General features: G+C 72.6%; 11 protein-coding genes. 6 read left to right on the top strand and 5 right to left on the bottom strand.

What is annotated here, in order from left to right; translation table 11 throughout:
- The first annotated feature begins 1 nt into the window (after position 1).
- From Acy02nite_RS04205 to Acy02nite_RS04195, 3 genes are all read left to right on the top strand, one after another.
- Positions 2-724: an ABC transporter ATP-binding protein gene (locus Acy02nite_RS04205; RefSeq protein WP_203738445.1), complete on the top strand. Its 723-nt coding sequence runs from the start codon at positions 2-4 to the stop codon at positions 722-724.
- Positions 721-1449, top strand: a complete 729-nt coding sequence (locus Acy02nite_RS04200; RefSeq protein WP_203738444.1) for an ABC transporter permease — start codon at positions 721-723, stop codon at positions 1447-1449. The genes Acy02nite_RS04205 and Acy02nite_RS04200 overlap by 4 nt, the downstream gene beginning before the upstream one ends.
- Positions 1450-1533: 84 nt before the next feature.
- The gene (locus Acy02nite_RS04195; RefSeq protein WP_203738443.1) at positions 1534-2166 is read left to right on the top strand and encodes a TetR/AcrR family transcriptional regulator; all 633 of its coding nucleotides are present in this window, start codon (positions 1534-1536) and stop codon (positions 2164-2166) included.
- Here Acy02nite_RS04195 and Acy02nite_RS47135 read toward each other — a convergent pair.
- Positions 2163-3452 carry a methyl-accepting chemotaxis protein gene (locus Acy02nite_RS47135; RefSeq protein WP_264653226.1) on the bottom strand — a complete coding sequence of 430 codons (1290 nt, stop codon included), beginning with the start codon at positions 3450-3452 and terminating at the stop codon, positions 2163-2165. The genes Acy02nite_RS04195 and Acy02nite_RS47135 overlap by 4 nt on opposite strands.
- Before the next feature lie 501 nt (positions 3453-3953).
- Between Acy02nite_RS47135 and Acy02nite_RS04185 the strand changes: the two genes are divergently transcribed.
- The gene (locus Acy02nite_RS04185; protein WP_203738442.1) at positions 3954-4148 is read left to right on the top strand and encodes a hypothetical protein; all 195 of its coding nucleotides are present in this window, start codon (positions 3954-3956) and stop codon (positions 4146-4148) included.
- A 28-nt stretch (positions 4149-4176) separates the two neighbouring features.
- On the opposite strand, the gene Acy02nite_RS04180 is transcribed toward Acy02nite_RS04185, so the two are convergent.
- The 4 genes from Acy02nite_RS04180 to Acy02nite_RS04165 all read right to left on the bottom strand — a co-directional run bounded on the left by Acy02nite_RS04180 (position 4177) and on the right by Acy02nite_RS04165 (position 8945).
- The gene (locus Acy02nite_RS04180; RefSeq protein WP_239174194.1) at positions 4177-6231 is read right to left on the bottom strand and encodes a sensor histidine kinase; all 2055 of its coding nucleotides are present in this window, start codon (positions 6229-6231) and stop codon (positions 4177-4179) included.
- A 73-nt stretch (positions 6232-6304) separates the two neighbouring features.
- Entirely contained in the window at positions 6305-6805 is a 501-nt protein-coding gene (locus Acy02nite_RS04175) for a molybdenum cofactor biosysynthesis protein (protein ID WP_203738441.1), read from the bottom strand.
- Positions 6806-7427: 622 nt separating this feature from the next.
- Complete coding sequence (locus Acy02nite_RS46310; protein WP_239174191.1) at positions 7428-8315, bottom strand: NADPH-dependent F420 reductase; 888 nt, start codon at positions 8313-8315, stop codon at positions 7428-7430.
- Between the two features lie 21 nt (positions 8316-8336).
- The gene (locus Acy02nite_RS04165; RefSeq protein ID WP_203738440.1) at positions 8337-8945 is read right to left on the bottom strand and encodes a TetR/AcrR family transcriptional regulator; all 609 of its coding nucleotides are present in this window, start codon (positions 8943-8945) and stop codon (positions 8337-8339) included.
- A 101-nt stretch (positions 8946-9046) separates the two neighbouring features.
- Here Acy02nite_RS04165 and Acy02nite_RS04160 point away from each other — a divergent pair, with 101 nt between their 5' ends.
- Complete coding sequence (locus Acy02nite_RS04160; RefSeq protein ID WP_203738439.1) at positions 9047-10048, top strand: NADP-dependent oxidoreductase; 1002 nt, start codon at positions 9047-9049, stop codon at positions 10046-10048.
- 148 nt (positions 10049-10196) lie between these two features.
- Complete coding sequence (locus Acy02nite_RS04155; RefSeq protein ID WP_203738438.1) at positions 10197-12248, top strand: hypothetical protein; 2052 nt, start codon at positions 10197-10199, stop codon at positions 12246-12248.
- The last annotated feature ends 319 nt before the right edge of the window (positions 12249-12567 follow it).

Genomic DNA, 12567 nt, shown 5'->3' with positions numbered 1-12567 from the left:
CATGGACACCGCGATCGAGGTCACCGGCCTCGTCGTCCGCCGCGGAAAGAGAGCCGTGCTCGACGGCTTCACCTGCGCTGTCCCGCGTGGCAGCGTCACCGGGCTGCTCGGCCCGAGCGGCAGCGGCAAGACCACCCTCATGCGCACCGTCGTCGGCGTGCAGGTCGTCACGTCCGGCACGGTCACCGTGCTCGGCAGCCCGGCCGGCTCACCCGCCCTGCGCAGCAAGATCGGCTATCTGACCCAGGCGCCCAGCATCTACGCCGACCTGACCGTCCGGGAGAACGCGCGCTACTTCGCCTCCCTCTACCGCCTCGGCGCGAGCGCCGCCGACGAGGCGATCGAGACCGTCGGCCTGACCCGCGCCGCACACCAGCTCGTCGCCGACCTCTCCGGGGGGCAGCGCAGCCGCGCGTCGCTGGCCTGCGCGATCGTCAGCCGGCCGGAGATCCTCGTGCTCGACGAGCCGACCGTCGGGCAGGACCCGCTGCTGCGTGACGAGCTGTGGGCGCACTTCCGCCGGATGGCCGCGGACGGCGCGACCGTGCTGGTGTCCAGCCACGTGATGGACGAGGCGAACCGCTGCGACCGGCTGCTGCTGATCCGCGAGGGCGTGCTGATCGCCGACGACACCCCCGCCGCGGTCAAGAAGGCCGCCGGCAGCGACGACCTCGACCAGGCATTCCTCAATCTCATCCGCGCCCACGAGAAGGTGCCGGCATGATCCTGTTGAGCACGATCAGGCGGATCCTCACCCAGCTGCGCCACGACCCGCGGACCATCGCGCTGATCGTGGTCGTGCCGACGCTCCTGATCACCCTGATGTACTTCATGTACGACGGTCAGCCGCGCGTCTTCGACCGGGTCGCGCTGACGATGCTCGGCATCTTCCCGTTCATCGTGATGTTCCTGATCACCTCGATCGCCATGCTGCGCGAACGCGCCAACGGCACGCTCGAGCGCCTCTTCACCACGCCCGTCGGCAAGCTCGACCTGCTCTTCGGGTACGGCTTGGCGTTCGGCGGCGCGGCAGCCGTGCAAGCCGCGGTCGCGGCCGGGTTCGCCTACTGGGCGCTCGGCATGAGCGCCGCCGGTGGGCTCGGCCTGGTCGTGCTCATCGCGGTCGCCAACGCCGTGCTCGGCGTGGCCCTCGGGCTGCTGTGCAGCGCGTTCGCCCGTACCGAGTTCCAGGCCGTGCAGTTCATGCCGCTCGTCGTCGCGCCGCAGCTGCTGCTCTGCGGGCTCTTCGTGCCGCGCGAGCGCATGGTCGGCTGGCTGCAAGGAGTCAGCGACGTGCTGCCGATGTCCTACTCGGTGCAGGCGCTCACCGAGGTCGGCTCGCATCCCGACCCGACCGGCACGATGTGGCGTGACCTGGGCGTCGTCCTCGGCGCGATCATCGTGGCGCTCGCGGTGGGCGCCGCGACACTCCGCCGTCGCACACCATGACGATTTTCCCGTACGGCGGCTAGCGTTCCGTTCGTGCCGTGCCGCCGCAAGGGGCCACGGCCGTACGCGGGAAGGGGCTCTTGAATGGCACGACGGACCGGTCGGCGACCCGGCAACCCGGAGACCCGGGAAGCGATCCTCGCCGCCGCGCGAGAGGCGTTCGCCGGCAAGGGCTACGACGGGGCCTCGATCCGTGCCATCGCCACCGGCGCCGGGGTCGACCCGGCGCTGGTGCACCACTACTTCGGCACCAAGGACAAGCTGTTCCTGGCCGCGATGCAGGCCCCGATGGACCCGGCGGAGATCATCGACGCGGTCGGCGAAGGGGACCGGGACGAGGTGGGCGTCCGCTTCGTCCGGCTCTTCCTGCGCATCTGGGACGGGCCGGGCGGCGCGGCCGGGGTGGCGATGCTGCGCTCCGCGGTCGGCACGGAGTGGACGGCCCGGCTGTTCCGCGAGTTCGTGGTCACCCAGATCCTGCGGCGGGCCGTGCCGAAACTCGGTCTCGACGACGACGAGCAGGGGCCGCTGCGGGTCACGCTCGCGGCCAGCCACATGGTGGGCGTCGCGCTGGCGCGCTATGTGATCAAGGTGGAGCCGCTGGCGTCGGTGCCGTCCGAGGTGATCGTGGCGGCGGTCGGGCCGTCGGTGCAGCGGTATCTGACCGGTGACCTGGACCTCGCCGCGCACTTGGGTGACCCGCCGGACAGACCCTAAGCCGTGCCCAGCCGGGTCAGGTAGGTGTCGATCTGGTTCCGGGTGACCGCCGGCAGGTTCTGGAACTGCAGGCCGAGCTCGGTGAGGCCGTCCCGCGTGGTCCGGCGCATCACCTTCGCGTCCGCCGTCCCGCTCAGCCCGTCGAACGTGAACTCGGTGCGGATCAGATCCCCGACCGCGACCGGCACCTCGGCCGGCAACGTGCAGCCCATGCCGTCCGAGCTGAGGTCGACCACCTGCGCCGTGATCGGCTGCGGACGGGACGGCACCCGCACCGTCACCGTGCCCTCGATGGCGAGCCGATCGCTGCGCCGGCGTTCCAGGCGCTCGGCCACGTCGGACAGGTCGCCGAGCTGGGCCATCGTCGCGTCCACACTGCGGTGCAGCTGCTGCACGATGTCGTGCTGACGGTCCGCGATCCCGCCGAGCTGGCGCATCGCGTCCTCGATGTCCCCGACGTCGTGGATGATCGCGGCGAGCGTCTGACCCATCTGCGCGACGTCCGACTCCAGCGCCGCGATCGTTCTCGTGATCTGCTCGGTCGAGTCCGCCGTGGTGTCCGCCAGGCCCTTCACCTCGTCGGCGACCACCGCGAAGCCGCTCCCGGCCGCGCCCGCCCGGACCGCCTCGATCGTCGCGTTCAGGGCCAGGAGCCGGGTCTGCGACGCGATCCCGGAGATCACGCTGGCGATCCCGGCGACCTGATGCAGGCTGGTGTTCAGCGCGGTGGCCGCCTCGCCGGCGATGTGCGCCCGCTTCACCAGCGCCTCGGCCGCGTGGTTGGTGACGGTGACCCGCTCGTGGGTCGCCGCCGCGGCGTCCCGGGCCGCGCCGACATGCGTCACGACGTCCTCCAGCTTGCCGCCGATCACCGCGGCGGTGCTGTCGATCGCCTCCTTGGCCCGGCGGCGCAGCGTCTGCTGCTGCTGTTTCTGCTGCAGCGCGGTGGCCTGCGTCTGCACGTCCCGGTCGGAATGGAGACGGTCGAGCTCGGCGTCCCGCTCGCGCAGCGCCTCGGTGAGCTCGGCGATCACCCGCCGGGCGTCGGCCAGGTTCACCGGGCCGCTGCCATCCGGATCGGCGTTCCGCCGCCGGCCCACCGGGAGACCGGCGCCGGGCTCGGCGTTCTGTCGCCGGCCCACCGGGAGGCCGGCGCCCGGCTCGGCGTTCTGTCGCCGGCCCACCGGGAGACCGGCGCTGGGCTCGGCGTTCCGCCATCGGAGGACCGCGAAGGCGGCACCGGCCAGGACGAGGACACCGACCAGGGCGAACCACACCGGAATCACGCCACGGTCAGCGCTTCGCGGGACGCGCCGATCGATCCACGGTCCCTCCCGGCAGTTTCCCGATCACCAGATGAGCTGACATTAGCCGACAAAGCATCCCCGCGTACGCGCTTCTCCCCGCCCACCACCCAGCAGCCGATTCCGCGTGCGCAGCCCCGCCCCGCCCGGCCCCCGCCCCGCTACACCCGGCACCGCCCGCACTGCCCACACCGCCACGCCCCCGCACCGCCCTGCACCGCTACACCCCGCACCGCCCGCACTGCCCGCACCGCCACGCCCTCCGCACCGCCACGCCCCCACACCGGCCGCCCCGCACCGCCGGGTTCCAGCTGGCTCTCATGATCGTTATCCGTGCCTCATAACGACCATGGGAGCCAGCCGGGGAGCGCGACCCGCGCGGCAGCCGGTTGCGGGAACGGAGCGAGAACTCGTGTGGCGAAACCCTCAGCTCGAGCGGAAGCAGCCGATGGTCGGGGCTCTCACAACGATCAAGGAGACGAGATGACCATCAGCATCGGCACGTCCACCCCGTCCTCCGCCTGGGAGACGCACGCCGCCTGGCTGCGCCTGCGGGGAGACTGCCAGCAGCTGCTCGACGAGGCCCTGGAGGACGCGGATCACGGGGCCGCCGTCCTGGAGAGCCGCGACGCGACCACCCGGATGGCCCCGAACAGTGGCGACAACATCCTGGTGTAAGCCCCGAGCCCCTGTGCCACCGAGGTGGTCAGACCGGTGCGAGGCGCGGATGAGCCGCCGCGGCAGCCGGCAGCGAGAACGTGAAGCACGACCCGCCGCCCGGATCGTCCGCCGCCGAGATGTCCCCGCCGTGACGCTCCACGATGCGTTTGCAGATGGCCAGCCCCAGCCCCGTCCCCGCATAGGCGCTCCCCGCGTGCGCCCGGTGGAAGTTCCCGAAGATCGCGTCGTGCTGGCCCTCCGGGATGCCGATGCCGTTGTCGACGATGCGGACCGTGACCATCTCGCCGGTCGTGGCCGCGGTGATCACCAGCCGTGGCACCACTCCCGGCGCCGTGTACTTGATCGCGTTCCCGACCAGGTTGTCGACCAGTTGCCGGACCAGCACCGGGTCGGCCTGCACCGGTGGCAGCTCGGCGATCGTGAACCGTGGCTCGGGCTTGCCGGCCGCGACCGCCGCGTCCGCGCGGGCCTGCGCGATGTCCGCGACCACCTCGGTGAGGTCGACCGGTGACGCCGCGACCGCTGCCTCCCGGGCCGTCGCGTAGGCGAGAAGCCCGTCGATCAGCCCTCGCATCCGTGCCGAGGCGCGGGTCAGCCGGGCGAGGTCGGCGTGCGCCTGGTCGAGGCACGGATGGTCCGGCACGCCGTCCAGCGCGTCGAGCGTCGCCGCCGTCCACCCCTCGACGCTGGCGAGCGGATTGAGCAGGTCGTGCGCGACCACCCCGGCGAAGCTGGTCAGCTCGTCACGGTGCCGGCGTTCCGCGGTCACGTCGTGGAACAGCACCACCGCGCTGTGCGTCCCGTCCGGGTGGGGCAGGGCGGTGGCGGTCACCCGGACCACCCGTCCCTCGGGCACCGCGGGGTTGCGGACCAGCATGTCGACGCCGCGGACGTCCTCACCGGTGAGCGCCCGCAGGTAGGCGAGTTCCTCGTCGGCGTACCGGGTTCCGTCCACGTGGTAGAGGCCGTACCAGTCCGACCCGGCGAGCGCGTCGTCCGGGCTGCGGCAGCCGCCGAGCAGCTCGGTCACGGCCGGGTTGCGCAGGGTGACCCGCCCGTCTGCGCCGATCACCGCGAGCCCGTCGGCCATCGAGTCGATTACGGCGGTGAGCAGGTTCTTCTGCGTGTCGAGAGCGGTCTTCTCCTCGTCCAGCGCGGTGAGCAGCGTGACCCGCTCGTCGCGGCCGAGAGCCAGGGCGAGCCCGACCAGCGCCACCAGGATGTCGAAGAGCTGCACGATCACGGCCCGCTGACCGACGTCCGGGACCTGCGCGAACGGGCCCCTGTCCGACAGCGTGCACTGCACCGCGATCGTGCTGATCACCGCGTTGTGCAGCAGGACCCAGGGGGTCCGCAGCCGGGTGCCGGCCAGGACGGTCAGACCCAGCAGCGCGAACGAGAGCGGCAGGCCGTGCTCGTAGGCGAAGGCGCCGAGATGACCGGCGATGCTGAGCGCGAAGATCCCGCCGATCTCCGCGGCCCGCCAGAACGAGGGTCGCCGCAGCGGTGGCCCGTCCCGCCACCGGCTCAGCCGCGCGCCGAGGTGGATCCCCGCCGCGCCGATGATCAGGATGCTCGCGACGTGCCGGGCCAGCGCCATCGCCGAGACCGCGACCGGCAGCGACCCGGTGACCAGGACCCGTCCCAGCATGCTGGCGAGATGGGTGCCGACGCAGGTGAACACGGTCACGGCGAACAGCACCCACAGGTCCCGCGGGGAGCGCAGCGGCTCGTGACCACCGGCGCCCCACAGGTTCGGCCGCCATCGGTGCAGCGCCCACTGGAAGAGGGAGACCTGGATCAGACCGACGAACCCGGCGACCACGCTGACGTCCCAGGGTGCGCCGGTCCGCCAGTTGCCCACACCCAGGATCACCACGAGCAGCACCGTGTCGAGCCGTCTCGTGGGCGCGTCGCGGTGCGCGCAGAACCAGACGACGGCGACCCCGGCCGCGGGCCAGATCAGGGTGACGCCGTCCGCGACCATCGCGGTGCGCCGCCCGGCATAGACGGCTGCGGCGTACAGGAGGGCGAACATCAGGGTCCGGGCCAGCGAGCTCCGGTAGCCAGTCGTCGTCACCGCGACCTCCAGCCTGACGTCCGACCTACCCCTATCGGCCGGATCCCGCCCGCGCTGAGCTTTTAGAAGCCGATCACGGTACGGCCGTCGCCGTCCCGATCGCGGCCCTGACCGGCCCGATCCGCAGGACGCCGTCGTCCAACGGGACACAGCGGACCCCGCCCCTGCCTCGCAACGCCTTGAACGCCCCGGGCCCGACGGTCACGTCCATCCAGGCGCACGGGTTCGCCCGCCGCCGCACGGCCAGCCGGATCGGCCCATCCCCGGAGTCCAGTGTGAGCGTCTCCCCGACCAGGTCGTCGATCGTCCGGTCGTCGAGACGCAGGCCCGCGACCAGGATGTTGCGCCGCACCTGGGCCAGCCCGGCGCCGTCTGGAAGGGACTCGCGGGCGATGACGGTGACCGAGGCGTCCCGATGGGCCGGATGGTTGAAGTACCGATCCCCGACGATCCCCATCCCGGCCCTGATCCTGATCTCCCGGACCAGCTCGCCGTCCGGCGCCGGCGCGGGACCGTCACCGGGCCGCCCCTCGAACCGATGCACCGGCGACGCCAGCAATTCCACGATCTCCACGCCCGAACCCTAAAGACCCCCACCCCACATGACGCTCCCACCCCTCTGAAACCCCCACCGTGCCCACCCGTCTCCGTAACGCCACACGGCGCCTTGCCCACCCGTGGCGGGAGCGCACGCGCACGGCGTCTCGTCCGGCCGTGGCGGGAGCGCACGGCGCCTTGCCCGCCCTTGGCGGGAGCGCACGCGCACGGCGCCTTGCCCCCGTGGGGGAGCGCGCACCCCGCACGGCGCTCCGTCCGCGCTCGGCCGCCCGGCGAGCGCCCCGCCGTGCAACGCGCGCGACCGATTGCCCGCACCGGGCCGCGGCGCGCTCCCGGTCCCGGCTGGTGCTCATGGTCGTTATGCGGGCCGCATAACGACCATGAGCACCAGCCGAAAGCCGCAGCCGCGCGGGGAGCTTGCCGGGCAATCGCTCGCGGCGGTTCATGGACGGGCGGGTCCTGCGGGCTGTCCCCGCCCCGGGTCTGCTGCTCTGACCGTGCCCACCCGCGGAGATCGCCCTTTCGGGCTGAGCGTTCTGGGCGCGCCAGCGCCCTGCTCGGCCCGGAAGGGTCCCCGCGGGAGCGGCGGCCAGGGACCACAGCGGACCTGGGACCTGAAGATCTTGAAGTTGATCTTCTCAGTGGATGGTGGCGAGCGCCTCGGCAAGCACGTCCTTGGCGTCCTGCACGTCGACCTCGAGGCGCTGCAGCGGCCCGCCGGTCTCGGTGAGGCGCGCCGCCTCCGGACCGCCGGCGAAGAACGGCGCGAAGCCGAGCTCCTGGATGATGCGGCAGGCGGCCTCGCGGGCGTCGCGCTGGTCGGTGCAGACCCACTCGGCGAGCAGCGGATCGTGCCCGCGGCGGCGGTCGAGGACGTCGGTGGTGATCGTGTTGAAGGCCTTCACCCAGTGCGCCTCGGGCGCCCAGCTGATCAGTTGCTCGAAGCCGCTCCTGGTGGGGATGCCCAGCTCGGGGCTCGTCCCGGGGGCGGCCGGCACGCGCACGAACGACGGCACGTCCAACGCGGACGGAAAGCCCGGCGCGAACGAGCCCAGTCCGACGGCGCCCATCCCGCCTGCGCTGAGGCTGCCGGCATCTGCTCCGCCCGCGTTCAGGCCGCCGGAGCCCGGTCCGCTCGGGCCGGGGCCGCTGGGGCCGGGGCCGCCGGTGCCGGGGCCGCCGAGGCCGAGGCCGCCGGGACCCGGAGCGCCCGGGATCGTGCCCTCGACCGGCGCGTCGATCCGGGCCGGGTTGGTGGCGTCGATGACGACCTTGCCCGCCATCGCGTCGTGTGCGAGGTCGATTGCCTCGCGGGCCGACTCCCAGTTCGGCGCGAAGAACAGCACCTCGCCGAAGGCCGCGGCCTCCGGGACGGTCAGCGCCCGGATGTGCCCGTCGCCGTGCGCGACCAGGTCGGTCAGCCGGTCCGGGTGCCGGGAGGTGACCGCGACCTCGTGTCCACTTTCGGCGCACCACGTCGCGAGAGTGCCGCCGAGCTGCCCTGCTCCAATGACACCGATACGCATGACCTCAGGGTGCCTGGCCGATCACCCGTGCGAGTGGGGAACCGCGAAATCGCCGTAGAGCATCCGCAGCTCGACCGTGACCAGGTCGTCGACCAGGCCTTCCGGGTCGGCGGCGCCGGCGAACGCGGCGGTGCGCAGGTCGTCGATCAGGGCCGCGAGCACGTGCGGCGCGGGCCCGTCCGGCGCGAGGCCGGCTGCCCGGTCGCGGGTGATCCGGGCGGCGAGGCGCTCGACGTGGGTCTCGCGCAGGGCGGCCCGCCAGCGGGCGAGGGGCGGGCAGCCGGGCGCGGCCGCGAGTGCCCCGGCCAGCAGTCTGCCCTGGTCACGCCATAGAGTGGCGAGCGCGGCGAGGGACTGGCGCAGCGCCGGCACGTCCGGGCCGGAGCCGTCCAGCCACGCCTCGGAGTCGCGGCCGAGCTCGCCGGCGAGCCCGTGCAGGAGCGCGACGACGACGGCGAGCTTCGAGTCGAAGTAGAAGTAGAAGCTGCTCCGGGAGATCTGGGCGCCGGCGGCCAGCTCGTCGATGGTGATCTCGGCGAGGGGCTTGCGGCCGAGCAGCTCGCGGGCGGTGTCGAGGATGGCCCGTTCGCGCAGGTCACCCTTGCTCGGACCGCGTCGCCTCTGGCTCATGGCCTTCACGGTAACGCGGTTAACAGCAAGTAGTCGACGCGCTGTCGAGTTTTTCGACGTACTGTCGAGTAACTGTTCCCCAACGTTGCAGGAGCGTCGCTATGCAGGAGATCCGTCTCGCCAGCCGACCCAGCGGGTGGCCGACCGCCGACAACTTCGAGCTCGTCGAGCTGCCCACGCCCGAGCTGGGTCCCGGTCAGGTGCTGGTGCGCAACCAGTTCATGTCCGTCGATCCGTACATGCGGGGGCGGATGAACGACGTGGAGTCCTACGTCGCCCCGTTCGAGGTCGGCAAGGCGCTCGACGGTGCGGCGATCGGCGAGGTCGTCGCGTCGAACGCGGAGAGCGTGCCGGTCGGCGCGACGGTGGTGCACGGGCTCGGCTGGCGGGACTACGCCGTGCTCGACGCCAAGCGCGTGCGGGTCGTGGACCCGTCCGCCGCGCCCACCCCGTCGGCCTACCTCGGGCTGCTCGGCATGACCGGCCTCACCGCGTACGTGGGGCTGCTCGACATCGCCCAGTTCCGCGAGGGTGACGTGGTGTTCGTCTCCGGCGCGGCGGGCGCCGTGGGCAGCGTGGTGGGGCAGATCGCCAAGCTGCGCGGGGCCAAGCGGGTGATCGGCAGCGCCGGCTCGGCGGAGAAGGTCCGGCACCTGATCGACGATCTGGGCTTCGACGCGGCCTTCAACTACAAGGATTCTTCGGTACGGGATCAGTTGCGCGCGGCGGCGCCCGACGGCATCGACGTCTACTTCGACAATGTCGGCGGCGATCACCTCGAAGCGGCGATCAAGTTCCTGAACAAGTACGGCCGGGTCGCGCTCTGCGGGGCGATCTCGCAGTACAACGAGACGTCCGCGCCCGCAGCGCCGCGGAATCTGGCGCTGGCCATCGGCAAGGAGTTGAACCTGCGCGGCTTCATCGTCGGCAATCACAACGACCGGATGCCCGACTTCGTGGCCGAGGTCGGCGGGTGGCTGCGCGAGGGGAAGATCTCGGCGCAGGAGACGATCGTCGAGGGGCTCGCCAACGCGCCGGAGGCGTTCCTCGGCCTGATGCGCGGCGAGAACACCGGCAAGATGGTGATCAAGCTCGGCGAATAGACCGGCGGAGGGCAAAAGCCCCGGAACGTTGCCGGGGCTTTTCCTGAACGCTGCTTAGTGTTGATCTTTCGGATACGGACCGTCCGGCCACCGGTACTCATCCGTACGGACGACGTGACTGACGGAAAGCAGACACTAACGTTCCCGTGTGGCAAATCGGTTCCAACTCTGGGGACAAGCGGGCTGGGCAAGCGCCGAGGTCGTCGGCGAGACGCACTACGCCAAGGCGATACGTGCGCTGTTCGGGAACGACTTCAACCCTCAGGGAACCGACATAACCGTCCCGGTCCAGTTGATACCCGACCGCAGCAACCGCCACGACCGCAACGCCGTCGGGGTCTGGGCCGACAATGCACTGCTCGGCCACCTGCCGCGACCCGAGGCCGCCCGTTACGTCGGGGTTCTCACTGCGCTCACCAAACGGAACCTGATCCCCGAGGTCAACGCGCAGATCCACGGCCGGGAATGGGGCGAGTACGACGGTCGGCCGCCGGCCTTCGTCGGCACGATCCGCCTCGACCTGGCCGAGCCGCACATGCTGGTGCCGGCGAACGAGCCGCCCGTGCACGAGCACCGGCTGCTGCCGACCGGCTCGGCGCTGCAGGTCAACGGGCAGGAGGAGCACCTCGACGCACTCGCGCCGTTCCAGCGGCCGGAAGGCGAATGCTGGGCGTACGTGACGCTCCACGAGATGGCCGACCACCTCGTCGAGGTGCGTCTCGGTGACGCCCGGGTCGGTGACCTGAGCCCGAAGACCAGCTTCGAGCTCACGCCCGTCCTGCGATACCAGGCGGAGCGCGGCCTCGTCGTCGCCGCCCGTGCGGTCGTCAAGAGCAACGCCAACAAGACCGAGGTTCTGCTGCACGTCATCCGGGTGCAGGACCTGCCGGAGAGCTGGACCGGCCCGGCCGCCCGCAGCGCCGCCGGCGGACGGGTCGCGCCCGTGTCCCCGCCGCCGGCGACCACCCCGGTCGTGCCCGCCGCGACGCCCCCCGTCGTTCCGGCCGCGACCACCCCGGTCGTGCCCGCCGGAGCAGGCCCCGACCTGCCGGCCGCCGGCACGTCGGCCGTCCCGAGCTGGATGAGCGGCAGCGACGCGGTCCCCAGCTGGGCCGCCACGCCCAGCGACGCCCAGCCCACCTGGATGGATCGCAGCGAGCTGGTCCCGACCTGGGTCCAGCCGAGCGGCCCGGTCCCGAGCTGGGCGGCGTCGGTCAGCGGCCCGGTCCCGACGATCGCCGGCCGTCCCCAGCCCGATGACCCGGCCACCAGCCCGGCCTCGGGTGCTTTCGCAGGCTCTCCGGCCGGCCCCGGATCGGCGCCGACCAGTGGTGTCCCGGTCCCCGGCGTTGCGGCGCACCCGATCCCGGGCGTGCCGACCGCCCCGCTCCCGGGCAGCGTCAGCGGCGTCCCGGCCAGCCCCGCCCCGACCGCGGGCTCGGCCCCGCCCGGCTTCTTCGGCACCCCGACGTTCGACAGTTCCCAGGCCGCGGCCGGCTCGTTCGGCAGCGCCGGTTCCTTCGCCGGCGCCGACTCGTTCGGGGGCGCGGGCTCGTCGACCGGCTCGTTCGCCACCGGCTCGTTCAACTCCGGCTCGCCGAACTCCGGCTCGGCACTCGACGGCCCGGGCTCGTCGACGGGCTCGTTCGCCGCCAATCCGCTCGACGGTCCCGGCTCGTTCAGCGCTACGGGTTCCCCGGCCGTCCCGTTCGACGCCGCCGGCCCGGCGTCGGGTTCGTTCGCCGGTGCCGGTCCCGCGTCGGGTTCGTTCGCCGGTCCCGCGTCCGGCTCGTTCGCCGCCGCCGGTCCCGCGTCGGGTTCGTTCGCCGGTGCCGGCTCACCGTCCGGATCGTTCACCAGTGTCGGCTCCTCCACCGGCGGATCCGACGGCGCAGGATCTCCGCCCGGCCTGTTCGGCGGTGCCGGCGAGATCGCCGAGACCACTGTCCTCCCGGCCCTCTCCGCCGTGCTGCTGAACAAGCACGCGAACACCGTCGCCGGCTCCGCCCCGGTCTCGCCGGCCCCTGAGCCGAACCGCCACCCGGCGATCCCCCCGGCGCCCACCGGGATCAAGTTCGTCGTCCCGCCGGGCTGGCCTACGCCGCCGGACGGCTGGTACCCCCCGGAGGGCTGGCGCCCGGACGCCGGCTGGCCACTCGCCCCGGCCGGCTGGCAGTGGTGGGTCCCGACCTGGGACTGACCCCGTTCTCCCGTGAGCGGCCGCCCGTCCACGGGCGCCCGCTCACGTCGTCCCGCCCGCCGCCGTCCCATCCGACCCGAATCGGGCTCTCCCGGCACCCCGCATCCCGGCGGCCCGCCTCACGCCCGGCGCCCCCGCATCCCGGCGGCCCCGCCTCACGCCCGGCGACTCGGCATTCCGGCGGGCCCGGCTGCCCGGCTGCTCGGGTCTCGCTTCGCCGCCCGGGCCGATCGCGAAGCCGCCGTTGTCTCTGGTGGGGCTGGTGTTACCGGTGGGGCAGCAAACTTGTCCGATCCGTGCGGAACGTCGGATTAACCCG

This window comes from Actinoplanes cyaneus (assembly GCF_016862095.1).
Taxonomy (GTDB): domain Bacteria; phylum Actinomycetota; class Actinomycetes; order Mycobacteriales; family Micromonosporaceae; genus Actinoplanes; species Actinoplanes cyaneus.
Note: the sequence above shows the minus strand (reverse complement) of the source record. Positions and strands in the feature narration are given on the sequence as shown.

Excerpts from the sequence above, each read along its gene's own strand:
- Acy02nite_RS04185 (WP_203738442.1), top strand. The coding sequence starts at position 3,954 with ATGACCATCAGCATCGGCACGTCCACCCCGTCCTCCGCCTGGGAGACG.
- Acy02nite_RS04205 (WP_203738445.1), top strand. The coding sequence starts at position 2 with ATGGACACCGCGATCGAGGTCACCGGCCTCGTCGTCCGCCGCGGAAAG.
- Acy02nite_RS04165 (WP_203738440.1), bottom strand. The coding sequence starts at position 8,945 with ATGAGCCAGAGGCGACGCGGTCCGAGCAAGGGTGACCTGCGCGAACGG.
- Acy02nite_RS46310 (WP_239174191.1), bottom strand. The coding sequence starts at position 8,315 with ATGCGTATCGGTGTCATTGGAGCAGGGCAGCTCGGCGGCACTCTCGCG.
- Acy02nite_RS04200 (WP_203738444.1), top strand. The coding sequence starts at position 721 with ATGATCCTGTTGAGCACGATCAGGCGGATCCTCACCCAGCTGCGCCAC.
- Acy02nite_RS04195 (WP_203738443.1), top strand. The coding sequence starts at position 1,534 with ATGGCACGACGGACCGGTCGGCGACCCGGCAACCCGGAGACCCGGGAA.
- Acy02nite_RS04160 (WP_203738439.1), top strand. The coding sequence starts at position 9,047 with ATGCAGGAGATCCGTCTCGCCAGCCGACCCAGCGGGTGGCCGACCGCC.